Raw genomic sequence first — 24,463 nt, 5'->3', positions numbered from 1 at the left:
AGTGTAGCATTTTCACGGCGCGCTGGCGCGACACAGGGCAACGGTATCTTCAATCAACCGCCGTGCCACCGTGCCCGGTGGCGGTAACAAGGGCAAATCGTCATAGCGATACCAGCCGGCATCCAGCAACTCTTTGCCATCATGCTGCAACTCACCGCCCTCATATTCGGCCATAAACGCCATCATTAATGAATGCGGGAACGGCCAGGGCTGCGAGGTGACGTAGCGGACATTTTTAACCCGGACGTTGCTCTCTTCCATCACTTCACGCGCGACGGCCTGCTCCAGCGTCTCCCCGACCTCAACAAAGCCAGCTAATACTGTGTAAATGCTGTTGCGATGGCGCGCATGGTTGGCCAGCAGAATCTCCTCCCCCCGTCGAATCGCTACGATGATGCACGGTGCAATCTGCGGGTAATAGCGCTCGCGGCAATGGTGACACAGGCAGGCAAATTCGCGTTTACTGAGGTGCATTTCGTGGCCGCAGTAGCCACACCAGCGGTGTGAGCGGTAGAATTCGGCGAGTTGAACTCCACGCCCAACCATCTGAAAAAGCCCAACATCTTCGTCGATAAGCTGGCGAACAGAGCCCATATTGTCAGGTCGTGATTCACGTATCAGCCAGACATTCTCCGCCTGCCATTCGCCAATCAAAATCGCGGTTTTTCCAGTCAGGCCAAAATCGCCGGATAAGCCATGCGGCAGTTCACCTTGCGGTAACCAAAGTTTTTGTTCATAGCTGACAATCCACCAGCCAGCGTCTACGCTTGAGATCTCACGTTGCATCTTATTCGTTGTCCTTAGCGTCAAATGGCACGCTGAAATCCTGATGTTAAGTGTGGAATGGATAACTATAACTCACCCGGAGCCCCATATGCTTACCCAGTTAGATGACCTGGCCAGGCGTGTAAGTGGCGGTAATGAACTCGTTGATGCGTGGCTGCGCGCGCGCCGACAGTTGCTTGTCAGCTATTACGCATTAATTGGCATCAAGCCAAACAAAGAGGCGCTCAGTGCCCTGGATGAACAGGCGCTGGATGCGTTTTGTCACGGCCTGGTTGATTACCTCTCAACCGGTCATTTCAGTATTTATGAACGCATTATCAGTGAGATGGAAGGCGATAGCCCACTCATTGCGGCAGCCCAACTCTATCCCGCTCTGGAAGCGAATACCGATCGTATGATGCAACTGTATGACAGCCATCTGCAGCAGGCCATCAACGACGATAACTGCGTAGAATTCCAGAAGGCGTTATCCGAAGTGGGTGAAGTGCTGGAGTCGCGCTTCACGCTGGAAGATAAGCTGGTGCAACTCGCCTGGGATAACCAGCTGGCGCGCCCACCGGTCGCCAATGAAAGCAGCATGGCTCGCCCCGCTTAACTTCGGCCCCATGTAAAAAACTTGTTATTCCGAAAAAGCCCTCTTATGCTGAATGGGCTTTTTTATTGAGGCCTATTCACGTTTTTATGCGTCTCTTTAAAGCAATCTAGAGTCAAATTTTGCGATATAAGCGTAGCGTGCGCAGCCAGTTCACGCTCGGACAGCGCGCAGTGGCCGGAGCGTACACGTAGTACGTGACGGGCACGAGCACTGCCCAGGCGTGAAATGGCAAGCAAAGTAGCTTATATCGTAAAATTCAACCTTGTCGGAGTGCCCTAAGGGGCTGAGACCGTTTATTCGGGATCCGCGGAACCTGATCAGGTTAGTACCTGCGAAGGGAACAAGAGTAGACATTCACAGAGCGATGCGTGTTGGCGCCCGGCATCGTCCCTGTTACTCCTTCCGAACTCTGGACAAGCAACTTCCCCTTAATTCAGGAAATTTGCTATGTCTGTTGCTAAAACTTCTCGTCGTGAACAACGTGCACAAGCGCAGGAATTTATCGATTCGCTGCAAGGCACCGCTTTCCCCAATTCAAAACGTATCTGGATTACCGGCAGCCGAGCGGATATCCGTGTGCCGATGCGCGAAATCCAGCTTAGCCCTACACACATCGGTGGCACAAAAGAGAATCCACAGTATGAGCACAACGAACCAGTGCCGGTATATGACACGGCAGGTGCTTATGGCGACCCCGCGGCCACCATTGATGTGCATCGGGGATTAGACCGATTGCGTGAAAACTGGATCGCTGAACGCGATGACAGCGAAGCGGTCCACCAGTTGAGTTCGCAATACACCCAGCAACGCTTAGCCGATGAAGGGCTGGATCACCTGCGTTTCGAGCAGTTACCGCAGCCGCGTCGTGCCAAAGCTGGCCGCTGCGTCACACAGCTGCATTACGCACGTCAGGGCATGATTACACCCGAGATGGAATTTATTGCGGTGCGAGAAAACATGGGCCGCGAACGTATTCGTGGTGAAGTGCTACTGCAACAGCACCCGGGCCACAGTTTTGGTGCCAATCTGCCGGAAAACATCACCGCCGAATTTGTGCGCCAGGAAGTTGCCAGCGGCCGCGCTATCATACCCTCCAATATTAATCACCCCGAATCAGAGCCGATGATCATTGGCCGTAACTTTCTGGTGAAGGTGAACGCCAATATAGGCAACTCAGCGGTGAGCTCATCGATCGAAGAGGAAGTGGAGAAACTGGTGTGGTCAACACGCTGGGGGGCGGATACCGTGATGGACCTCTCCACAGGCCGCTATATCCATGAAACGCGCGAGTGGATTTTGCGAAACAGCCCGGTGCCGATTGGTACTGTGCCCATTTATCAGGCACTGGAGAAAGTGAATGGCGTGGCGGAAGACCTTAACTGGGAGATTTTCCGCGATACCCTGCTCGAGCAAGCCGAACAGGGCGTAGATTACTTCACCATCCACGCCGGAGTCCTGCTGCGCTACGTGCCGATGACCGCTAAACGTCTGACCGGTATTGTCTCGCGTGGAGGTTCGATCATGGCGAAGTGGTGCCTGTCACATCATCAAGAGAGTTTCCTCTATCTGCATTTCCGCGAGATCTGTGAAATCTGCGCTGCCTATGATGTCGCGCTCTCACTCGGTGATGGCCTGCGTCCGGGATCGATTCAGGACGCCAACGATGAAGCCCAGTTTGCCGAGTTGCATACCTTAGGTGAGTTGACCAGGATCGCCTGGGAATACGATGTGCAGGTAATGATTGAAGGTCCAGGCCATGTGCCAATGCAGATGATCCGCCGCAACATGACCGAACAGTTAGAGCACTGTCACGAAGCGCCGTTTTACACGCTTGGCCCACTGACCACCGATATCGCCCCCGGATACGATCATTTTACCTCCGGCATTGGTGCCGCGATGATTGGTTGGTTTGGCTGCGCCATGCTGTGCTACGTCACACCGAAAGAGCACCTCGGTTTGCCGAATAAAGAAGATGTTAAGCAGGGGCTGATTACCTACAAGATCGCCGCGCATGCCGCCGATCTGGCTAAGGGCCATCCCGGCGCTCAGATCCGTGATAACGCCATGTCGAAAGCACGCTTTGAATTCCGTTGGGAGGATCAGTTCAATCTGGCGCTCGATCCGCATACGGCACGCGCTTATCACGATGAGACATTACCGCAGGAATCGGGCAAAGTGGCTCACTTCTGCTCAATGTGCGGTCCAAAATTTTGTTCGATGAAAATTACCCAGGAAGTGCGCGAATATGCTGCTCGCCAGCAGGCAGAAGCCCAGCCCATTGAAATTGGCATGGCGCAGATGTCGGATGCCTTCCGCAGTCGTGGTGGCGAGCTTTATCACGCCGCTGATGCCCTTAAAGAGGAAAAAGTATGACCGATGCCTTTCCAGCCACGGCCCCGAAACTGGGGCTGTACCCTGTTGTTGATAGCGTAGAGTGGATTGCACGCTTACTGGAGGCTGGCGTTCGCACCATCCAGTTGCGCATCAAAGATTGCCAGGATCATGAAGTAGAAGACGCAGTGCGCGAGGCAATTGCGCTGGGCAAGCAATACCGTGCACGCCTGTTTATCAACGATTACTGGCGATTAGCGATCAAATATAACGCCTATGGCGTGCATCTTGGTCAGGAAGATTTGGACGTGGCTAATCTGGACGCTATCCGCCAGGCAGGTTTGCGTCTTGGGTTATCGACTCATGATGATGCCGAGTTGGACCGCGCGCTGGCGCTGCGTCCTTCCTACATTGCACTGGGACACATTTACCCTACGCAAACCAAAGATATGCCTTCCGAACCACAGGGTGTTATAGAACTGAAACGCCACATGGCACGGTTGCAGGATATACCGACTGTGGCGATTGGCGGTATATCCCTTGCGCGCGTACCTGAAGTTTTGGCCACTGGCGTTGGAAGCGTTGCCGTGGTGAGCGCCATTACTCAGGCGGCAGACTGGCGTCAGGCGACACAGGAGCTGCTGGCACTGGTTGAAGCTGGAACCCAGCCCGCAGAAGCGTTGTAACGTTCTGCAATCAGGGTAATTTGGCTGGAACCTCACGCGCAGTCCGCTTCTTGCGGGCTAGCGTGTTTTTCCGGTCAGGATAAAGTGTGCCTGCCCGCTGTCGCTGGCAGTGGGCCAGGGCTGGTCTACCTCTCTCTCCAGCCCTGCCTTTCCACTTTAATCAGTCAGGGATGAAGCGGGTTCTGTTTCGATATGACAGGCATGCATGGCCTGCTCCACCGCAGCGCCAAGTTGGGCGATGGCATGTTCTGTATGCTCATTGATGGGCAACCCATAATTCAGGCGCAAGCAGTTACGATATTTGCCCGAGGCGGAAAACAGCGATCCGACGGCGACCTGAATGTTCAACGCGCGCAGTTCGGTGTTAAGCCGTACCGCATCAAACGCTTCAGGTAACTCGATCCACATCAGGAAACTACCCTGCGGACGCGAGACACAAATACCGCACGGGAAATAGTGGCGCACCCAGCAGCTAAAGGTCTCGTAGTTACGTTGATATACCTGGCGCATCCGGCGTAAATGCGGCCCATAGTGACCAAGACGAATAAATTCGGCCACCGCATGTTGCGGCTGTGTGGCTGTTGAACCCGTGCCGATATATTTCATATGCAAGACGCGATCGCGATAGCGTCCAGGCGCCACCCAGCCAACACGTAACCCGGGAGCCAGCGTCTTAGAGAATGAGCTACATAACAACACCCTGCCATCCATATCCAAAGATTTAATAGTAATGGGACGTGGGTACTCCCATGCCAACTCACCGTAAACATCGTCTTCGATAATCGCGGCATCAAAGCGCTGTGCCAGTGCCAGCAGTGCACGCTTGCGCGCCTCGGGCATGATGAATCCAAGAGGATTATTGCAATTTGGCACCACTACCACGGCTTTAATGGGCCACTGCTCGAATGCCAATTCCAGAGCCTCGAGGCTAATGCCCGTCACCGAATCGGTAGGGATTTCAATGGCACGGATACCAAGCCCGCGCAGGGTCTGCATCGTGCCATGAAATGTCGGAGATTCAACGGCGATAATATCACCCGGTTCACACACCGCACGGATCGACACGGACAGCGCTTCATGGCAGCCCGTAGTGATCACAATATCCTCTGCGGTGAGCTGACAACCGCTATCGATAGTTAAGCGTGCGACCTGCTCACGCAAGGCCGCAACGCCTAACAAACTGTCATAATTGAGCTGGTCAAGATCCTGCTTCTGCGCCATTCGGCTCTGAATTTTCCATAATGGTTTCAGTGTCGGCTGGGTTAGGTCCGGCATGCCGCTACCTAGTTGCAGCACATTACCGCTATTGCGGCTGCTTAATAATTCCAGCACTGATTCCCACTGAGTGATCTCGACGGGGCGTTGTACGGGGCGGGTTAACGCTGGAACAGGAGGCGTGGCTTTGCGCGTCGCAACGAAATAGCCAGAGCGCGGCTGCGGCACAATAAGCTGTTTCTCTTCTAGCAGGTGATACGCCTGCTGCACGGTACTGATGCTCACACCGTGTTCAATACTCAGTGTGCGCACTGAGGGTAAGCGCTCGCCGCTACGGTAGAGTCCCTGCTCAATCCTGTCTGAGAGCAAGCAAGCCAGATGTTGGTAACGCGTCATCGTATGATTCCCCTCGAGTTCACTGAATCTAAATCAGTACAGATCATCCTTTTTTTTACCATTCAGATCCTATCATGCGCAATCTGTATGTTAATAATAAGTGATTTTTGAATCTGTATTGAAATGCACAGGAACTGGACAATACCACTCAGACAACTGACTGAGGGCATTCATTATGGAATTCGATCAAAACCGCGCAGCAAAACCCTTTGATGTAACGCTATTGGATATGGTTCGCGGCACGGGACGTGCCATCAAAAGATGGCGCGCCCGCCGTGAGACTCGCAAAATTCTGTCTCACTTAAGCGATGCACAACTGCGCGACATTGGCCTGACCCGCCACGATATCTGCCGTAAGGGCTGATTAAAAACGAAAAAAACCCTGCCGAGGCAGGGTTTTTTATGGGTCAGCTTCGCAGACGATTATTCGTCGTCGCTACCGCCAAGACCGGCGTTCAGCAGTTCAGCCAGGCTCGCAGAGGCTTCATCCGCAGTAACCTGCGGTGCAACCGGTGCTTCACCTACAGAACGGCGACGCATACGATCCTGATGGTAAGCATAACCGGTACCGGCCGGGATCAAACGACCCACGATCACGTTCTCTTTCAGGCCGCGCAGTTCATCACGCTTGCCTGCTACTGCTGCTTCAGTCAGGACACGTGTGGTCTCCTGGAACGATGCTGCAGAAATGAACGATTCGGTTGCCAGAGAAGCTTTGGTGATACCCAGCAGATCGCGCATAAAGGTTGCGCCAATTTTGCCGTTCGCTTCGAGGTCGCGGTTAGCGATCTTGATGCGAGAGTATTCAGCCTGCTCACCTTCCAGGAACTCGGTGCTGCCCGCGCTGGCGATGGTTGCTTTACGCAGCATCTGACGCACGATGACTTCGATGTGTTTATCGTTAATCTTAACGCCTTGCAGACGGTAAACTTCCTGCACTTCGTTAGTGATGTAACGTGTAACCGCATGGACGCCACGCAGACGCAGGATGTCGTGTGGAGACTCTGGGCCGTCAGAAACAACGTCACCACGTTCTACACGCTCACCTTCGAATACGTTCAGCTGACGCCATTTCGGAATCATCTCTTCGTACGGATCGCTACCATCAACCGGTGTAATCACCAGACGACGCTTGCCTTTGGTCTCTTTACCGAACGAGATAATACCGCTGATCTCGGCCAGAATTGCTGGCTCTTTCGGACGACGCGCTTCGAACAGGTCAGCAACGCGTGGCAGACCACCGGTGATGTCCTTGGTACCGCCAGATTCCTGAGGTACACGAGACAGGGTGTCACCCGCACTGATCTTAACGCCATCTTCCAACTGAACAATCGCTTTGCCCGGCAGGAAGTACTGAGCTGGCATGTCGGTACCTGGAATCAGAACATCATTTCCGTTGGCATCAACAATTTTCAGCGCAGGACGCAGATCTTTACCGCCCGCAGTACGTTCTGCAGAATCCAGAACCACCAGCGATGACAGACCAGTCAGGTCATCAGTCTGACGAGTAATCGTCTGACCATCGATCATGTCAGTGAAGCGAATGAAACCGCCCACTTCGGTGATAACAGGCATGGTGTGCGGATCCCAGTTTGCTACGGTCTCGCCTGCTGCAACCTGCTCACCATCACCTTTAGCCATCATCGCGCCGTAAGGGACTTTATAGCTCTCTTTGGTACGACCGAATTCATCGATCATCTTCAGCTCAACGTTACGAGAGACGATAACCAGTTTCCCGGAGGAGTTGGTTACAGACTTCGCGTTGGTCAGCTTGATGGTACCTTTGTTCTTCACCTGGATGCTGGATTCAGCAGCCGCACGAGATGCCGCACCACCGATGTGGAACGTACGCATCGTCAGCTGTGTACCCGGCTCACCGATGGACTGTGCTGCGATAACGCCGATGGCCTCACCTTTGTTGATGATGTGACCACGTGCCAGGTCGCGACCGTAGCAGTGTGCACACACACCAAAGTCGGTTTCACAACCAACAACAGAACGCACTTTGATCGCATCGACTGAGTTCAGTTCGATCACATCACACCAGTGCTCATCGATCAGCGTGTTACGCGGGATCAGGATGTCAGCAGTACCTGGCTTCAGTACGTCTTCAGCAGTCACACGACCCAGTACACGCTCACGCAGTGGTTCTTTAACGTCGCCACCTTCGATGACCGGAGTCATCATGATGCCTTCGAAAGTACCACAGTCGTCTTCGGTAACCACCAGATCCTGTGCAACGTCTACCAGACGACGCGTCAGATAACCGGAGTTAGCGGTTTTCAGTGCGGTATCCGCAAGACCTTTACGCGCACCGTGCGTCGAGATGAAGTACTGGAGTACGTTCAGACCTTCGCGGAAGTTCGCGGTGATTGGCGTTTCGATGATTGAGCCATCTGGCTTAGCCATCAGACCACGCATACCGGCCAGCTGACGAATCTGTGCAGCAGAACCACGCGCACCGGAGTCGGCCATCATGTAGATGCTGTTGAACGAGACTTGCTGCTCTTCTTCGCCGTGACGGTTGATCACGGTTTCGGTTTGCAGGTTGTCCATCATCGCCTTGGAAACGCGTTCGTTTGCTGCGGCCCAGATATCGATGACTTTGTTGTAACGTTCGCCAGCAGTAACCAGACCAGACTGGAACTGTTCCTGAATCTCAGCAACTTCCGCTTCTGCTTCTGCCACGATTTCCGCTTTCTTAGCCGGGATCACCATGTCGTCGATACCTACAGAGGCACCTGAACGGGCTGCGTAAGCAAAGCCGGTATACATGGTCTGGTCAGCGAAGATAACGGTCGGCTTCAGGCCCAGGATGCGGTAACAGGTGTTCAGCATCTTAGAGATAGCTTTCTTACCCAGCGCCTGGTTGACGATGGAGTAAGGCAGACCTTTCGGCACGATCATCCACAGAATCGCACGACCAATGGTGGTGTCGATTAAGCTGGTTTTCGCAACGAACTCTTCTTGTTCGTTTTTGCTGTATTCGGTGATACGCACTTTAACGCGAGCATGCAACTCAGCCAGGCCAGCGCGATACACACGCTCAGCTTCTTTCGGGCCAGTCAGTACCATGCCTTCGCCGCGCGCATTCACTTTGTCACGGGTCATGTAGTACAGACCCAGTACAACGTCCTGAGAAGGAACGATGATTGGCTCGCCGTTCGCAGGTGACAGGATGTTGTTGGTCGACATCATCAACGCACGTGCTTCCAGCTGGGCTTCCAGCGTCAGCGGTACGTGAACAGCCATCTGGTCACCATCGAAGTCGGCGTTATATGCCGCACAAACCAGCGGGTGCAGCTGAATTGCTTTACCTTCGATCAGAACAGGTTCGAATGCCTGGATACCCAAACGGTGCAGGGTTGGTGCACGGTTCAGCAGTACCGGGTGTTCGCGGATCACTTCGTCCAGGATATCCCAAACGACAGCTTCTTCACGCTCAACCATTTTCTTAGCAGCTTTGATGGTGGTCGCGAGGCCACGCAGTTCCAGCTTGCCGTAGATGAACGGTTTGAACAGCTCCAGTGCCATTTTCTTCGGCAGACCGCACTGATGCAGACGCAGGTATGGACCTACGGTGATAACAGAACGACCAGAGTAGTCAACGCGTTTACCCAACAGGTTTTGACGGAAACGACCCTGCTTACCTTTGATCATGTCGGCCAAAGATTTCAGAGGACGTTTGTTAGAGCCAGTGATGGCACGACCGCGACGGCCGTTATCCAGCAAGGCATCTACCGCTTCCTGCAGCATACGTTTTTCGTTACGTACGATGATATCTGGCGCAGCCAGATCCAGCAGACGCTTCAGACGGTTGTTACGGTTGATAACGCGACGGTACAGATCGTTCAGATCCGACGTTGCGAAACGACCACCGTCCAGCGGTACCAGCGGACGCAGATCTGGCGGCAGAACCGGCAGAACGGTCAGGATCATCCACTCCGGCTTGTTACCAGACTGAACGAACGCTTCCAGCAGCTTGATACGCTTGGTCAGCTTTTTACGTTTGGTCTCGGAGTTGGTTTCGTTCAGCTCTTCACGCAGCTGCTCGCACTCTTGCTCCAGATCCATGTTTTTCAGCAGCGCCTGGATAGCTTCCGCACCCATCTTCGCGTCGAATTCGTCACCGAACTCTTCCAGCGCGTCAAGGTACTGCTCTTCGGTCAGAATCTGACGTTTTTCCAGATTGGTCATGCCGCCTTCGATCACAACATAAGATTCGAAGTACAGCACGCGCTCGATATCACGCAGTGGCATATCCAGCAGTAAGCCGATACGCGAAGGCAGTGATTTCAGGAACCAAATGTGCGCAGTTGGTGAAGCCAGTTCGATGTGGCCCATGCGCTCACGGCGAACCTTGGTCTGTGTAACTTCAACGCCACACTTCTCACAGATCACGCCACGATGTTTTAAACGCTTGTACTTACCGCACAGGCATTCGTAATCTTTTACCGGCCCAAAGATACGGGCGCAGAAAAGACCGTCACGCTCCGGCTTGAAGGTACGGTAGTTAATGGTTTCTGGCTTTTTAACTTCACCAAAAGACCATGAACGGATCATGTCTGGCGAAGCCAGAGCGATCTTGATCGCATCAAACTCTTCGGTCTTAGTTTGCGCTTTCAGAAACTTAAGTAAGTCTTTCACGGATTAGCTCCCGTCGGAGTGGAACTCTCAGGGACGCACACCGAAGTGCGCGTCCCGTAACCAGTACTTACGAGTGCTTACTCGTCTTCCAGCTCGATGTTGATACCCAGCGAGCGGATCTCTTTCAACAGTACGTTGAAGGATTCCGGCATGCCCGGTTCCATCTGATGATTGCCATCGACGATGTTTTTATACATCTTCGTACGGCCATTCACGTCATCAGACTTAACGGTCAGCATTTCCTGCAGGGTATAAGCAGCACCGTATGCTTCCAGTGCCCACACTTCCATCTCACCGAAGCGCTGACCACCGAACTGCGCTTTACCACCCAGCGGCTGCTGAGTAACAAGGCTGTACGAGCCAGTTGAACGGGCGTGCATCTTGTCGTCGACCAGGTGGTTCAGTTTCAGCATGTACATGTAACCTACGGTTACCTGACGCTCAAACTGCTCACCGGTACGGCCGTCGAACAGAGTGATCTGACCGGAAGAAGGCAGGCCGCCGAGCTGCAGCAGCTCTTTGATCTCGCTCTCTTTCGCACCATCAAACACTGGCGTTGCGATTGGCATACCTTTTTTCAGGTTCTCAGCCAGACGCAGAACTTCGTCGTCAGTGAAGGTGTTCAGATCGACTTTCTGACGCACATCGGTGCCCAGATCGTAAGCACGCTGGATGAACTCACGCAGTTTGGCGACTTCTTCCTGCTTCTTCAGCATCGCATTGATTTTCTCACCAATGCCTTTAGCCGCCATACCCAGGTGGGTTTCCAGGATCTGACCGATGTTCATACGTGACGGTACGCCCAGCGGGTTCAGTACGATGTCGACCGGCGTGCCGTTCTCATCGTAAGGCATATCTTCGATCGGGTTGATCTTAGAGATAACACCTTTGTTACCGTGACGACCTGCCATCTTGTCACCAGGCTGGATCTGACGTTTAACCGCCAGGTACACTTTCACGATTTTCAGCACGCCTGGTGCCAGGTCATCGCCCTGAGTGATTTTGCGACGTTTAGCTTCGAGTTTCTTCTCAAACTCGTGCTTCAGCTCGTCATACTGCTCAGCCAGCTGCTCAAGAGAGTTTTGCTTCTCTTCATCAGTCAGGCCCAGTTCCAACCAGCGCTCACGTGGCAGTTTGTCCAGCTTCTCAGCTTCAACACCACCCGAGATCAGTACAGCCTGAATACGGCTGAACAAGCCCGCTTCGAGGATCTGCAGTTCTTCAGACAGGTCTTTCTTAGCCTGCTTCAGCTGCATCTCTTCGATTTCCAGCGCACGTTTGTCTTTTTCTACGCCATCGCGAGTAAAGACTTGAACGTCGATAACCGTACCGGAAACACCGTTAGGAACACGCAGAGAAGAGTCTTTAACGTCAGACGCTTTCTCACCGAAGATCGCACGCAGCAGTTTCTCTTCTGGCGTCAGCTGAGTTTCGCCTTTCGGCGTCACTTTACCGACCAGAATGTCACCACCGGTCACTTCCGCACCGATATACACGATACCGGATTCATCCAGTTTGGAGAGTGCAGCTTCACCCACGTTCGGGATGTCAGCGGTGATCTCTTCTGGCCCCAGCTTGGTGTCACGAGACACACATGCCAGTTCCTGGATGTGGATAGTGGTGAAACGGTCTTCCTGGACAACACGCTCAGAAACGAGGATGGAGTCTTCGAAGTTGTAACCGTTCCATGGCATGAACGCCACGCGCATGTTCTGACCCAGCGCCAGTTCACCGAGATCGGTAGACGGGCCATCTGCCAGCACGTCGCCACGTTCGATTGGCTCACCCAGGGACACACATGGCATCTGGTTGATGCAGGTGTTCTGGTTAGAACGGGTGTACTTGGTCAGGTTGTAGATGTCGATACCCGCTTCGCCCGGATACATCTCATCTTCGTTAACTTTGATAACGATACGAGAAGCATCAACGTACTGAACGGAACCGCCACGTTTCGCTACGGCAGTTACACCGGAGTCAACCGCTACTGCGCGTTCCATACCCGTACCGACCAGCGGCTTATCAGCGCGCAGAGTTGGTACTGCCTGACGTTGCATGTTCGCACCCATCAAGGCGCGGTTAGCATCATCGTGTTCCAGGAATGGAATCAGTGACGCACCGACTGAAACGACCTGTTGGGTCGAAACGTCCATGTAGTCAACTTGATCACGACTGAACAGGCTTGATTCACCTTTGCTACGGCAAGTGACGAGATCGTCAACAAAGCTACCGTCTTCAGCAAGGTTGGTGTTCGCCTGAGCGATAACGTAGTTACCCTCTTCGATTGCAGAGAGGTAATGAATTTCATCACTCACTTTGCCATCTACCACGCGACGATACGGAGTCTCAAGGAAGCCGTATTCGTTAGTCTGCGCATAAACAGAAAGGGAGTTGATCAGACCGATGTTCGGACCTTCTGGCGTTTCGATTGGGCATACACGACCGTAGTGGGTTGGGTGTACGTCACGCACTTCGAAGCCTGCACGCTCACGCGTCAGACCGCCTGGGCCCAGGGCAGAGATACGACGCTTATGCGTGATCTCAGACAACGGGTTGTTCTGATCCATAAACTGGGACAGCTGGCTTGAACCGAAGAACTCTTTCACCGCCGCCGAAATAGGCTTGGCGTTGATCATGTCCTGAGGCATCAGGGTATCGAGGTCGCCCAGAGACAGACGCTCTTTAACAGCACGCTCAACACGCACCAGACCCACACGGAACTGGTTCTCAGCCATCTCACCGACTGAACGGATACGACGGTTGCCGAGGTGGTCGATATCATCGACTTCGCCAATACCGTTACGGATGCCGATCAGTTTCTTCATCACTTCGATGATGTCGTCTTTGCTCAGGATACCTGAACCTTCGATTTCATCACGCAGCAGTGAACGGTTGAACTTCATACGGCCAACTGCAGACAGATCGTAACGATCTTCTGAGAAGAACAGGTTCTCGAACAGGTTCTCTGCAGCTTCGCGCGTTGGCGGCTCACCAGGACGCATCATACGGTAGATCTCAACCAGCGCGCTCAGGCGATCGTTGGTTGGGTCAACACGCAGGGTCTCTGAAATGTATGGGCCGTGATCCAGGTCGTTGGTGAACAGCGTTTCAATGCGTTTGTGGCCTGACTGGCTCAGTTTAGCCAGCAGATCCAGTGAAAGTTCCATGTTCGCAGGAACGATCAGTTCACCGGTATTCAGATCGACGTAGTCTTTAGCGACCACTTTGCCAGCGATATATTCGACTGGCACTTCAATGTGCTGAATACCGTCTTTTTCCAGCTGACGAATATGACGCGCAGTGATGCGACGACCTTTCTCAACGTAGACCGTGCCATTGGCTTCGATATCGAAGCTGGCGGTTTCACCACGCAGGCGCTCAGGCACCAGTTCCATCTGCAGTTTGTTATCGCGGATTTCATACACCACTTTATCAAAGAACAGATCAAGGATTTGTTCAGTGGTGTAGTGCAGCGCGCGCAGAATGATACTGGCCGGCAGCTTACGGCGACGGTCAATACGGACGAAGAGGTTGTCTTTCGGGTCGAATTCGAAGTCGAGCCATGAACCGCGGTAAGGGATGATACGTGCGTTATACAGCACTTTACCAGACGAGTGCGTCTTACCCTTATCGCTGTCAAAGAACACGCCAGGACTACGATGCAGCTGAGAAACAATAACACGCTCAGTACCGTTGATAACAAAGGTACCGTTGTCGGTCATGAGTGGAATTTCACCCATGTACACTTCTTGTTCTTTGATGTCTTTTACGGTGCCTTCCGGCGCTTCACGCTCGTAGATCACCAGACGCAGTTTCACGCGCAGCGGTGCCGAATAGGTCACGCCACGGATCTGACATTCAGTTACGTCAAAGACCGGCTCGCCCAAACGGTAGCTGACATACTGCAACTCAGAGTTGCCGCTGTAGCTTGAGATTGGGAATACGGAGCGGAAGGCAGCTTCCAGACCGTATTGGCCTTCTGGATCTTGCTCGATAAACTTCTGGAACGAGTCAAGCTGGATAGAAAGGAGATAAGGTATGTCCAGTACTTGTGGACGTTTACCAAAATCCTTACGAATACGTTTTTTCTCGGTATAGGAGTAAACCATAGGGTTCCTCAGCTAGCTGACATGTCGAACCACGCTGTCCGTCCTGAAGGGACAGTTCATGCAACACTATTTTGTTTTTCATGCGATGCGTAACACCCCATGCAATACATCTTTCTATCACTCTTAAATCATTTCATCGCTGTTGCGCAGGCAGGGAACCCTCACAGGAAAGCGATATATTAAGTCGTCGATAGAAAAAGATATTGAAGAGAAACAATGGACAAACAGTGCGAAACGCCATCGTTCCCCTGTAGCGCAAAAAGGCTGGTGACCAAAAAGTCACCAGCCATCAGCCTGATGTTACTCAGGCTGCAACCCGAAGGTTGTCTTACTTAACTTCAACTTCAGCGCCAGCTTCTTTCAGCAGTGCTTCCAGAGCAGCTGCGTCATCTTTGCTGATGCCTTCTTTGATAACACCGGTAGCTTCAACCAGGTCTTTAGCTTCTTTCAGGCCCAGACCAGTTGCAGTACGAACTGCTTTGATTACGGCAACTTTGTTAGCGCCAGCAGCTTTCAGAATTACGTCGAATTCAGTTTTCTCTTCAGCAGCTTCAGCTGGGCCAGCAGCAACAGCTACAGCAGCAGCAGCAGAAACGCCGAATTTTTCTTCCATAGCAGAAACCAGCTCAACTACTTCCATTACGGACATAGCTGCTACTGCTTCCAGAATTTGATCTTTGGTGATAGACATATCGATTGTTCCTAAAAAACAGAAAAAGTTTATACGTTAGCAAGTACGAAGGAAAAGAAGATGGCCTTAAGCCGCTTCTTTTGCATCGCGTACAGCAGCCAGAGTGCGAACCAGTTTGCCAGCAGCGGCTTCTTTCATGGTCGACATCAGACGTGCCAGTGCTTCTTCGTAAGTCGGCAGAGTTGCCAGACGGTCAATATTGGCCGCCGTGATCAGCTCACCTTCAAAGGCTGCAGCTTTGACCTCAAATTTTGCATTCGCTTTCGCGAACTCTTTGAACAGACGAGCAGCAGCGCCCGGGTGTTCCAAAGAGTATGCAATCAGGGTCGGACCAACAAACGTGTCTTTCAGGATCTCAAACTGAGTTCCTTCAACGACGCGGCGCAGCAAGGTGTTGCGAACAACACGCATGTAAACGCCAGCTTCACGACCTGCTTTACGCAGTTCGGTCATTTTATCAACGGTAACGCCACGGGAATCCGCAACAACCGCTGAAAGCGCGCCTTTGGCTACTTCGCTAACTTCAGCAACAATCGCTTGTTTGCCTTGAAGATTTAATGCCATTAGCTTTTGCTCCTGGATTTGACCGGGAAAAATTTCCCGGAACTCACTTCACTCAGCTACCCGAAGGCACTGAGCGCTATTACACGGTGAGCAGAATCCAGTGAAGAAAAAATTCTTTTTGGTTCTGTCACCGTCTACGCAGGGTATTAAGCAAGTTATCCGAAGATAATCCCGCTCCTGCGGTCTTGGACGGAGGCCAGGATAAGGCCTGGCTCCAACCTAAGCCATTGATGAATTAGGCAATTACGCTTTGTTAATCAGTGGCTTTGAATCTGGGTTCTGAATTGAATGACCAATCAGAACAACGGGCGTAAGATTCTAGATGAATTTTTCGCCCGTTTCAAGCAGCAATTAGTTTGCTGCTGCGCTCAGACCAGCCTGGTCAACGGCAACGCCGGCGCCCATGGTGGTAGAGATGCTAACTTTCTTGATGTACACGCCTTTAGCCTGTGAAGGTTTTGCTTTTTTCAGCGCAACCAGCAGAGATTCCAGGTTTTCTTTCAGTTTGTCAGCATCGAAGTCCACTTTACCGATGGTAGTGTGGATGATACCGTTTTTGTCGTTACGATAACGAACCTGACCAGCTTTAGCGTTTTTCACTGCTTCAGCAACGTTAGGGGTTACAGTACCGACTTTCGGGTTTGGCATCAGGCCGCGTGGACCCAGAACCTGGCCCAACTGGCCAACAACGCGCATTGCATCTGGAGATGCAATAACAACGTCAAAGTTCATTTCGCCTTTTTTGATCTGGTCAGCCAGATCTTCCATACCTACCAGCTCAGCGCCAGCTGCTTTAGCAGCTTCTGCGTTTGCGCCTTGGGTAAATACAGCAACACGTACTGAACGACCAGTACCGTGTGGCAGAACAGTCGCGCCGCGAACGTTCTGATCTGATTTACGTGCATCGATGCCGAGGTTAACAGCAACGTCAACGCTTTCAACGAACTTAGCAGTTGCCAGTTCTTTCAGCAGAGCAATAGCTTCAGCGATGTCGTACTGCTTGGTCGCGTCAACTTTGTCACGGATTACGCTCATGCGCTTGGTCAGCTTAGCCATTTCTTAATCCTCTACTACCAGGCCCATGGAACGTGCAGTACCTTCGATAGAGCGAGTCATCGCTTCTACGTCAGCACCAGTCATGTCCGCAGCTTTAGTTTCTGCGATTTCACGTACCTGAGCACGAGAAACTTTACCGACTTTGTCTTTGTTCGGCTTACCAGAACCAGACTTGATGCCCGCTGCTTTTTTCAGCAGTACAGCAGCCGGAGGGGTTTTGGTAACGAAGGTGAAAGAACGGTCGCTGTATACAGTGATAACAACTGGAGTAGGCAGGCCTTTCTCCAGAGATTCTGTTTTGGCGTTGAACGCTTTACAGAATTCCATGATGTTAACACCCTGCTGACCCAGTGCTGGACCAACAGGTGGACTTGGGTTCGCCATACCAGCTGCAACCTGCAGCTTGACGTAGGCTTGTACTTTCTTAGCCATGATAATTCCTCAAATGGGTTATAGCGCCTGAAAACAGGCTCCCCGTGATTACGATTCACACGCTGTCACCAGCGCATAAAAACAAAAGGCGCGAAATTATAGGTAAATTTCGCGCCTTCCGCAAGAGCTATAAAGTGAACAAAAGGGTTAACCTTTCTCCACCTGAGCAAAGTCGAGTTCGACTGGTGTTGCACGGCCAAAGATGGAAACAGAGACCTTCAAGCGGCTCTTTTCGTAATCCACCTCTTCGACCACACCGTTGAAGTCGGCAAATGGACCGTCGTTGACGCGCACCATCTCGCCTGGCTCGAACAGCGTTTTTGGACGCGGCTTATCACCTACCTGCTGCAGGCGGTTCATAATCGCATCGACTTCTTTATCACTAATCGGCGCAGGACGGTCAGAAGTACCGCCAATGAAGCCCATGACACGTGGTACGCTACGCACTAAGTGCCAGCTGGCGTCATTCATCACCATCTGGACCAGCACATAGCCAGGGAAGAACTTACGTTCGCTTTTACGGCGCTGGCCACCACGGATTTCAACGACTTCTTCAGTCGGCACCATGACTTCACCAAACAGCTCTTCCATGTTGTGCAGTTTGATATGCTCTTGCAGCGACTTCGCTACGCGGGCTTCAAAACCGGAGAACGCCTGAACGACGTACCAGCGTTTTTTTGGAGCTTCAGACATCTCAGAACCTCAGGCCAGTGATAAACGATACCAGACGGACCAGAATTCCATCCAGCCCCCACAAAATCAGTGACATCACGGCAGTGACCGCGGCAACGATTAACGTGGTGTGCAATGTTTCCTGGCGAGTCGGCCAAATGACCTTACGCATTTCGGTTCTTGCTTCACGAGCAAAAGCCACAGTCGCTTTGCCTTTGATAGTCAGCAACGCTATGCCACCTGCCGCAGCGATCAGTACTACGACAGCCAGCGCGCGCAGAGGCAGCGTAATGTCGCGATAAAGATAGTTGCCAACGATTGCTACTAACAGCAACGCGATGACAGCAACCCACTTTATCGCTTCCAGGCCGCGCCCGCTCCCTTGAGCTTCGGTATTCGCACTCATAAACCAACCTGCCACAATAATTCAGAAACAATTCTGCCCCGCAGAGCGAGGCATCCAAACCGAATGAGCTTTTGGGCGTAACTCGGTATCCGACGCCGTAAACCAGAGCCTGTCTCAGCAATGATTATGATCGAAAATCACTGATGAGCCAGGTTCTATGTAACAGCGTGCAAAAAGGGCATCAAATGATGCCCTTTCCATATGCATTGCGTCAAATGTTATCGCAATTAAGCGATAATTTCAGCAACAACACCCGCACCAACAGTACGGCCGCCTTCACGGATTGCGAAACGCAGACCCTGATCCATAGCGATTGGCTTGATCAAGGTAACGGTCATTTTTACGTTATCGCCTGGCATTACCATCTCAACGCCTTCTGGCAGTTGAACGTCACCGGTCACGTCAGTAGTACGGAAGTAGAACTGAGGACGGTAGCCTTTGAAGAACGGAGTATGACGGCCGCCTTCATCTTTAGACAGTACGTAAACTTCTGAAGTGAACTGGGTATGTGGCTTGATGGTGCCCGGCTTAGCCAGAACCTGACCACGCTCGATATCTTCACGCTTGATACCACGCAGCAGAACACCACAGTTCTCGCCTGCCTGACCCTGGTCCAGCAGTTTGCGGAACATTTCAACGCCGGTACAGGTAGACTTAACGGTGTCTTTCAGACCAACAACTTCAACTTCGTCGCCTACTTTCACGATACCGCGCTCAACACGACCGGTTACAACAGTACCACGGCCTGAGATTGAGAATACGTCTTCGATTGGCAGCAGGAACGGCAGGTCGATTGCACGTACTGGCTCTGGGATGTAGTTATCCAGGTGACCAGCCAGCTCAATGATCTTCTCTTCCCACTCAGCAACACCGTTCAGTGCCTGCAGAGCAGAACCGCGTACGATTGGAGTATCGTCGCCTGGGAAGTCGTAAGCTGACAGCAGATCGCGAACTTCCATCTCTACCAGTTCCAGCAGCTCTTCATCATCAACCATGTCGCACTTGTTAAGGAACACGATGATGTAAGGAACGCCAACCTGACGACCCAGCAGGATGTGCTCACGGGTCTGTGGCATTGGGCCATCAGTCGCAGCAACAACCAGGATCGCGCCGTCCATCTGCGCAGCACCGGTGATCATGTTTTTCACATAGTCGGCGTGGCCTGGGCAGTCAACGTGCGCATAGTGGCGAGTCGGGGTTTCATATTCAACGTGAGAAGTGTTGATGGTGATACCACGTGCTTTCTCTTCTGGTGCCTTATCGATCTCATCGAACTTGCTGGCTTTACCGCCGTAGGTTTTAGCCAGAACGGTGGTGATTGCAGCAGTCAGGGTGGTTTTACCGTGGTCAACGTGACCGATGGTGCCCACGTTTACGTGCAGTTTGTTACGTTGAAATTGCTCTTTAGCCATCGCTAGTCCCTCTAAGACACGGATATATCGAAGATATCGTCATATCAACCAGGCAATGCCTGACTGTTTGGTTTACAGAGAGAGAATCAGGAGAGAGATAAAGGAAGTGGTGCTGATACCCAGAGTCGAACTGGGGACCTCACCCTTACCAAGGGTGCGCTCTACCAACTGAGCCATATCAGCACATCTGGAGCGGGCAGCGGGAATCGAACCCGCATCATCAGCTTGGAAGGCTGAGGTAATAGCCATTATACGATGCCCGCATCCTGGAACTCGGCTACCTGTTCTTTCTGTAGCTTATGAATAATAAAAGAAGACCTTCTATTATTCGAGCCTGCCAGAGTTTCTGGCTGACTTTGATTGCGAAAATCCGCAATCTGAATTCGAAGGTGAGAGAGATGAACTCACCCGCCAGATAAAGATTTTATCTGACGCTCAACCAAGTGGTTGAGATGGTGGTGGGAGAAGGATTCGAACCTTCGAAGTCTGTGACGGCAGATTTACAGTCTGCTCCCTTTGGCCGCTCGGGAATCCCACCTACTTGATTGGTGCCGGCTACCGGAATCGAACTGGTGACCTACTGATTACAAGTCAGTTGCTCTACCAACTGAGCTAAGCCGGCATCAAGTGGAGCGCATTATGGGAAGACCGAGCCCAGGATGCAACAAAAAAATTGCCAAAATTGTTCTATCGCTTACTATTTGTGCAAAACATCGCAAACCGCTCATCATTTGCAGTATTTTCGTCCAAATGCAGTGTGTTTTTACGCCACTGCACTAAGTGATTTACAGATGCTTATCGTAGTTTGGTCGTCGCGCGCCAGAAGCACAACGCCATTTTTCATTTAAAAGTGCGCAACTTTTTTTATTGGATCGGGTTTGATTGAACATTTTTTCAACTAACACAATGCAAGACGGGATTGTTCGTTAACGGAGGACACTGTCGGCGTGTTAAAGAGGGAGGCATTATTGATTGTCTGAAGACGGCTCAACGTTGTCAGCGAGGGAAAATCTGAAAAGATTTTACGCGGTGCTACAGCAAAATCGATTGTAATAAGCGACTAAGCAATAATAAAAATGCGGGCACGCTTACGAAAGCGTGCTCAGGTTTATCAATTTGCTTCTTTTTAAAGTGACACTGGTGTTACCCTCCAGCCCATTGTTCTCGTTACTTACCCCCTGTGACGTGCAACTGAGCTCGACGCATCATTGTATGCCAGACGCTACAAGATGTTGATGAGCCGGGATTTGCGGTCAGATGCATACTTATGAGTAAAAAAACGACACCACTCACTACACCCTATTTGCAGTTTGACCGTCAGCAATGGGCCGCCCTGCGCGACTCAGTGCCAATGACGCTCGCTGAAGGCGAAATTGAACGACTACGCGGTATCAATGAAGATCTCTCCTTAGAAGAGGTTGCTGAAATCTATTTGCCGCTCTCACGTCTGCTTAACTTCTATATCAGTTCTAATCTGCGCCGTCAGGCCGTGCTGGAGCAGTTCCTTGGCACTAATGGGCAAAAGATTCCCTATATCATCAGTATTGCCGGCAGTGTTGCTGTAGGTAAAAGTACAACCGCGCGTGTGTTGCAGGCACTGCTTAGTCGCTGGCCAGAACATCGTAAAGTCGAGTTGATTACAACTGACGGCTTTTTACACCCCAATGCAGTGTTGAAAGAACGGGGGCTAATGAAGAAGAAAGGCTTCCCGCAATCTTACGATATGCACCGTCTGGTGAATTTTGTATCCGATTTGAAATCAGGCGCTAGTCAGGTCACTGCGCCAGTTTATTCACACCTTATTTATGATGTGATCCCGGATGGCGATAAGGTGGTACAACAGCCTGATATTTTGATTTTGGAAGGCTTAAATGTGCTTCAAAGCGGGATGGATTATCCCCACGATCCGCATCATGTATTTGTTTCTGATTTTGTCGACTTCTCAATTTATGTCGATGCACCTGAAGCATTATTAGAACGTTGGTATGTTAATCGTTTCTTAAAATTCCGCGAAGGTGCCTTCAGCGATCCAGATTCTTATTTCCACCATTATTCTCAGCTCCCCAAAGATGAGGCGGAAAATATTGCTCGCGGGTTATGGAAAGAGATTAACTGGCTGAATCTCAATGAAAATATCCTTCCAACTCGAGAGCGTGCCAGCCTGATTATGACCAAATCTGCAGATCATGCCGTGCAAAGTGTTCGCTTGAGAAAATAATTTTTGATATTTAAACGCCCTTCTTTCCGAGGGCGTTTGATTTTTTTAGGTCAATTCAGATTAATTACCAGGTCGCAGCGAAATCTCACCACCAACCCAGGATTTCACTTCACCTTCTTGCTCCAGTAATAAACCACCCTGCTTATCAATACCACGTGCAATGCCATGGACTTCTCTATCGCCAATCAGCAACTTAACCGGGCGATTGATAAAGTTGTCCAGAGCATCCCAGCGCTCTACAAACGGTGCCAATCCATCTCGCTCGAAAATCGGCAGTGCTTCACGCAGATGATTAATGATTTTTGCAGCCAGCTCATTGCGATTAATTTCTACACCGGCTTCCTGCAAATTAATCCATCCCTGATTAATTTCAGAGGCTCCTTCTGAGCGCATCACCAGATTGACGCCTGCGCCCATGACAATTTGCGCTGCATCGCCTGTTTTGCCGGTTAGTTCAACCAGAATCCCGGCCAATTTACGATCGTTCAGGTAAAGATCATTGGGCCATTTGACACGCACATCAGGTGCACCCAATGACTGAATCACCTCGGCCATCACGATACCAATCACCAGGCTGAGTCCCATTGCTGCAGCGGGACCTTGCTCAAGTCGCCAGTACATCGACAGATAGAGATTAGAACCAAAAGGAGAAAACCACTTTCTGCCACGGCGGCCACGGCCTGCTTGCTGATATTCTGCAATACAGGCATGACCAGAAGGCAACTGATCCATCCTATCCAGCAGATACTGGTTGGTAGAATCAATCACAGGGATGACATCTAAATCTGGTTGATGCAGATGCGAAAGAATATCGGCTTCATTCAGCAATTGAATGGGGGCAGGCAAGCTATATCCTTTTCCTGTGACGGTATAGACATCCAGACCCCAGCTCTTCAGGGTTTGGATATGCTTATTAATGGCTGCACGGCTCATACCCAATGCTTCACCCAACTGCTCGCCTGAATGGAATTCTCCATCAGCCAGCAGCGCGACCAATTTCAGCGGAACACTATTATCTTTCATGAAATGACCTCAACGGCGTTACGTTCGCCTTGAGCACCAATGAAGCGAACCTCTGGCTCGAGCCAAACATTGAATTTTTCACCCACGTGGTTTCGCACCTCGTGCGCTAAAGCAACGATATCCTTTGGCGTTGCCTGGTTTTCATTGATTAACACCAGTGCCTGGTGACGGTGTACCGCAGCACCACCTACCTGATATCCCTTTAGATGACATTGATCGATCAACCAACCTGCCGCTAATTTCACGTCACCATTTGCCTGCGGATAATGCGGCATCCCCGGCCATGCTTTTAATAACTCATTAGCCAACTTGAGTGTGATAAGCGGGTTTTTGAAAAAACTGCCTACATTTCCCGTTACGCGCGGGTCGGGCAATTTGCTCTGGCGCATTTGGCAGACGGCATTGAACACATCCCATGCGCATACAGTGGCCGGGTTCAGTTTCGCTAAATCGCCGTAATTCAGTACCGGCTTCCATTGCTTTGCCAAACGAAGTCCGACAGCAACTATAACGTGATTATCCTTCATCTCGTGCTTAAAGATACTGTCACGATAACCAAACTGACACGCTTCTCGATCCAGGCGACTGATTTTTTGTGTGGGTAGATGCAGCACATCGACGTAGTGGCAAATATCCTTAAATTCAACACCATAAGCGCCAATATTCTGGATAGGCGCTGAACCAGCCTTGCCGGGAATTAACGCAAGATTTTCCAGGCCGGTAATACCTTTCTTTAAAGTATGCTCAACCAGCTCGTGCCAGTTCTCACCTGCACCGATATGCAAATGCCATGATTCAGCCTCTTCCTCAAGTGAAATACCTTTGATGGCGTTAATAATCACGCCACCATCAAAGTCTTCCAGGAATAGCACATTGCTGCCCTCACCTAATACGATGAAAGGTTGATTCGCCTGTTGAGTTGCTTGCCATGCGCTCATGATGGCTTCGGATGTGTCTGCGATATACAGCGCTTGTGCACTGACTTCGAGACCCAGTGTGTTGAAAACTTTTAGAGAAGTGTGGGGGCTGGACATTTCACGGCCTTTACTGATTTATCTGGCCGTAGTTTACCCGATCAGTTAGTCACGGGTGGGATGTTTTCGTGGCTTTTAGCCCTGATTTCGCCAATTTGCAGACGTAAAAAAACCCTGAACTTTCGTTCAGGGTTTCTTCACTTATTTAATGCCTGGCAGTTCCCTACTCTCGCATGGGGAGGCCCCACACTAC

General features: G+C 51.4%; 18 protein-coding genes, 4 tRNA genes and 1 riboswitch. Of the genes, 5 read left to right on the top strand and 17 right to left on the bottom strand.

The window, feature by feature from the left end; all coding sequences use genetic code 11:
- Positions 1–12: 12 nt before the first annotated feature.
- Positions 13–786, bottom strand: coding sequence for an NAD(+) diphosphatase (gene nudC / locus WFP70_RS25480; RefSeq protein WP_337024793.1), 774 nt, complete (start codon positions 784–786; stop codon positions 13–15).
- A gap of 88 nt (positions 787–874) precedes the next feature.
- Between nudC and WFP70_RS25475 the strand changes: the two genes are divergently transcribed.
- The 3 genes from WFP70_RS25475 (at position 875) to thiE (ending at position 4,398) form a co-directional block, all read left to right on the top strand.
- Positions 875–1,381 (top strand): Rsd/AlgQ family anti-sigma factor, encoded by a 507-nt coding sequence (locus WFP70_RS25475; protein WP_058962185.1) that lies wholly within the window; start codon positions 875–877, stop codon positions 1,379–1,381.
- A 256-nt stretch (positions 1,382–1,637) separates the two neighbouring features.
- Positions 1,638–1,738: riboswitch (TPP riboswitch) on the top strand.
- Positions 1,739–1,828: 90 nt separating this feature from the next.
- Positions 1,829–3,754, top strand: coding sequence for a phosphomethylpyrimidine synthase ThiC (thiC, locus tag WFP70_RS25470; protein WP_337024794.1), 1,926 nt, complete (start codon positions 1,829–1,831; stop codon positions 3,752–3,754).
- Positions 3,751–4,398 (top strand): thiamine phosphate synthase, encoded by a 648-nt coding sequence (gene thiE / locus WFP70_RS25465; RefSeq protein ID WP_034828912.1) that lies wholly within the window; start codon positions 3,751–3,753, stop codon positions 4,396–4,398. Before thiC ends, thiE begins: the two co-directional genes overlap by 4 nt.
- A 156-nt stretch (positions 4,399–4,554) precedes the next feature.
- Here the strand turns inward: thiE and WFP70_RS25460 are convergent, their stop codons facing one another.
- Positions 4,555–6,009: an aminotransferase-like domain-containing protein gene (locus WFP70_RS25460; protein ID WP_337024795.1), complete on the bottom strand. Its 1,455-nt coding sequence runs from the start codon at positions 6,007–6,009 to the stop codon at positions 4,555–4,557.
- Positions 6,010–6,184: 175 nt separating this feature from the next.
- Here WFP70_RS25460 and WFP70_RS25455 point away from each other — a divergent pair, with 175 nt between their 5' ends.
- Complete coding sequence (locus tag WFP70_RS25455) at positions 6,185–6,373, top strand: DUF1127 domain-containing protein (protein WP_097119778.1); 189 nt, start codon at positions 6,185–6,187, stop codon at positions 6,371–6,373.
- 59 nt (positions 6,374–6,432) lie between these two features.
- On the opposite strand, the gene rpoC is transcribed toward WFP70_RS25455, so the two are convergent.
- From rpoC to WFP70_RS25390, 13 genes are all read right to left on the bottom strand, one after another.
- Positions 6,433–10,656 (bottom strand): DNA-directed RNA polymerase subunit beta', encoded by a 4,224-nt coding sequence (gene rpoC / locus WFP70_RS25450; protein WP_097119779.1) that lies wholly within the window; start codon positions 10,654–10,656, stop codon positions 6,433–6,435.
- A gap of 77 nt (positions 10,657–10,733) precedes the next feature.
- On the bottom strand, positions 10,734–14,762 hold the full coding sequence (rpoB, locus tag WFP70_RS25445; RefSeq protein WP_034828907.1) for a DNA-directed RNA polymerase subunit beta: 4,029 nt from the start codon (positions 14,760–14,762) through the stop codon (positions 10,734–10,736).
- Positions 14,763–15,090: 328 nt separating this feature from the next.
- Complete coding sequence (gene rplL, locus WFP70_RS25440; protein ID WP_034828906.1) at positions 15,091–15,453, bottom strand: 50S ribosomal protein L7/L12; 363 nt, start codon at positions 15,451–15,453, stop codon at positions 15,091–15,093.
- 66 nt (positions 15,454–15,519) lie between these two features.
- Positions 15,520–16,017: a 50S ribosomal protein L10 gene (gene rplJ, locus WFP70_RS25435; RefSeq protein WP_034828904.1), complete on the bottom strand. Its 498-nt coding sequence runs from the start codon at positions 16,015–16,017 to the stop codon at positions 15,520–15,522.
- Between the two features lie 351 nt (positions 16,018–16,368).
- On the bottom strand, positions 16,369–17,073 hold the full coding sequence (gene rplA, locus WFP70_RS25430) for a 50S ribosomal protein L1 (RefSeq protein WP_034828901.1): 705 nt from the start codon (positions 17,071–17,073) through the stop codon (positions 16,369–16,371).
- A gap of 3 nt (positions 17,074–17,076) precedes the next feature.
- Positions 17,077–17,505 carry a 50S ribosomal protein L11 gene (rplK, locus tag WFP70_RS25425; RefSeq protein ID WP_034828899.1) on the bottom strand — a complete coding sequence of 143 codons (429 nt, stop codon included), beginning with the start codon at positions 17,503–17,505 and terminating at the stop codon, positions 17,077–17,079.
- A 147-nt stretch (positions 17,506–17,652) separates the two neighbouring features.
- Positions 17,653–18,198 (bottom strand): transcription termination/antitermination protein NusG, encoded by a 546-nt coding sequence (gene nusG, locus WFP70_RS25420; RefSeq protein WP_010616908.1) that lies wholly within the window; start codon positions 18,196–18,198, stop codon positions 17,653–17,655.
- A 1-nt stretch (position 18,199) separates the two neighbouring features.
- Positions 18,200–18,583, bottom strand: a complete 384-nt coding sequence (secE, locus tag WFP70_RS25415) for a preprotein translocase subunit SecE (protein WP_039381824.1) — start codon at positions 18,581–18,583, stop codon at positions 18,200–18,202.
- A 227-nt stretch (positions 18,584–18,810) separates the two neighbouring features.
- Positions 18,811–19,995, bottom strand: coding sequence for an elongation factor Tu (gene tuf / locus WFP70_RS25410; protein WP_337024796.1), 1,185 nt, complete (start codon positions 19,993–19,995; stop codon positions 18,811–18,813).
- 107 nt (positions 19,996–20,102) lie between these two features.
- Positions 20,103–20,178, bottom strand: a tRNA-Thr gene (locus tag WFP70_RS25405).
- Positions 20,179–20,183: 5 nt separating this feature from the next.
- A tRNA-Gly gene (locus WFP70_RS25400) sits at positions 20,184–20,258 on the bottom strand.
- A 190-nt stretch (positions 20,259–20,448) separates the two neighbouring features.
- Positions 20,449–20,533, bottom strand: a tRNA-Tyr gene (locus WFP70_RS25395).
- Positions 20,534–20,541: 8 nt separating this feature from the next.
- Positions 20,542–20,617, bottom strand: a tRNA-Thr gene (locus tag WFP70_RS25390).
- Positions 20,618–21,262: 645 nt separating this feature from the next.
- Between WFP70_RS25390 and coaA the strand changes: the two genes are divergently transcribed.
- Complete coding sequence (gene coaA, locus WFP70_RS25385; RefSeq protein WP_034828892.1) at positions 21,263–22,213, top strand: type I pantothenate kinase; 951 nt, start codon at positions 21,263–21,265, stop codon at positions 22,211–22,213.
- Between the two features lie 60 nt (positions 22,214–22,273).
- On the opposite strand, the gene birA is transcribed toward coaA, so the two are convergent.
- Positions 22,274–23,236 carry a bifunctional biotin--[acetyl-CoA-carboxylase] ligase/biotin operon repressor BirA gene (birA, locus tag WFP70_RS25380; RefSeq protein WP_166936605.1) on the bottom strand — a complete coding sequence of 321 codons (963 nt, stop codon included), beginning with the start codon at positions 23,234–23,236 and terminating at the stop codon, positions 22,274–22,276.
- Positions 23,233–24,270 carry a UDP-N-acetylmuramate dehydrogenase gene (gene murB / locus WFP70_RS25375; RefSeq protein WP_337024797.1) on the bottom strand — a complete coding sequence of 346 codons (1,038 nt, stop codon included), beginning with the start codon at positions 24,268–24,270 and terminating at the stop codon, positions 23,233–23,235. The genes birA and murB overlap by 4 nt, the downstream gene beginning before the upstream one ends.
- Positions 24,271–24,463 lie beyond the last annotated feature (193 nt).

It is taken from the genome of Pantoea sp. USMM079 (assembly GCF_037153115.1).
Lineage (GTDB): Bacteria > Pseudomonadota > Gammaproteobacteria > Enterobacterales > Enterobacteriaceae > Pantoea > Pantoea communis.
Note: the sequence above shows the minus strand (reverse complement) of the source record. Positions and strands in the feature narration are given on the sequence as shown.

Bases quoted from the DNA above. Each gene is read 5' to 3' on its own strand.
- WFP70_RS25475 (WP_058962185.1), top strand. From the start codon at position 875: ATGCTTACCCAGTTAGATGACCTGGCCAGGCGTGTAAGTGGCGGTAAT.
- nusG (WP_010616908.1), bottom strand. From the start codon at position 18,198: ATGTCTGAAGCTCCAAAAAAACGCTGGTACGTCGTTCAGGCGTTCTCC.
- nudC (WP_337024793.1), bottom strand. From the start codon at position 786: ATGCAACGTGAGATCTCAAGCGTAGACGCTGGCTGGTGGATTGTCAGC.
- coaA (WP_034828892.1), top strand. From the start codon at position 21,263: ATGAGTAAAAAAACGACACCACTCACTACACCCTATTTGCAGTTTGAC.
- birA (WP_166936605.1), bottom strand. From the start codon at position 23,236: ATGAAAGATAATAGTGTTCCGCTGAAATTGGTCGCGCTGCTGGCTGAT.
- secE (WP_039381824.1), bottom strand. From the start codon at position 18,583: ATGAGTGCGAATACCGAAGCTCAAGGGAGCGGGCGCGGCCTGGAAGCG.
- rplA (WP_034828901.1), bottom strand. From the start codon at position 17,073: ATGGCTAAGCTGACCAAGCGCATGAGCGTAATCCGTGACAAAGTTGAC.
- thiE (WP_034828912.1), top strand. From the start codon at position 3,751: ATGACCGATGCCTTTCCAGCCACGGCCCCGAAACTGGGGCTGTACCCT.
- WFP70_RS25455 (WP_097119778.1), top strand. From the start codon at position 6,185: ATGGAATTCGATCAAAACCGCGCAGCAAAACCCTTTGATGTAACGCTA.
- tuf (WP_337024796.1), bottom strand. From the start codon at position 19,995: ATGGCTAAAGAGCAATTTCAACGTAACAAACTGCACGTAAACGTGGGC.
- rplK (WP_034828899.1), bottom strand. From the start codon at position 17,505: ATGGCTAAGAAAGTACAAGCCTACGTCAAGCTGCAGGTTGCAGCTGGT.
- rplL (WP_034828906.1), bottom strand. From the start codon at position 15,453: ATGTCTATCACCAAAGATCAAATTCTGGAAGCAGTAGCAGCTATGTCC.
- rplJ (WP_034828904.1), bottom strand. From the start codon at position 16,017: ATGGCATTAAATCTTCAAGGCAAACAAGCGATTGTTGCTGAAGTTAGC.
- thiC (WP_337024794.1), top strand. From the start codon at position 1,829: ATGTCTGTTGCTAAAACTTCTCGTCGTGAACAACGTGCACAAGCGCAG.
- murB (WP_337024797.1), bottom strand. From the start codon at position 24,270: ATGTCCAGCCCCCACACTTCTCTAAAAGTTTTCAACACACTGGGTCTC.
- WFP70_RS25460 (WP_337024795.1), bottom strand. From the start codon at position 6,009: ATGACGCGTTACCAACATCTGGCTTGCTTGCTCTCAGACAGGATTGAG.
- rpoB (WP_034828907.1), bottom strand. From the start codon at position 14,762: ATGGTTTACTCCTATACCGAGAAAAAACGTATTCGTAAGGATTTTGGT.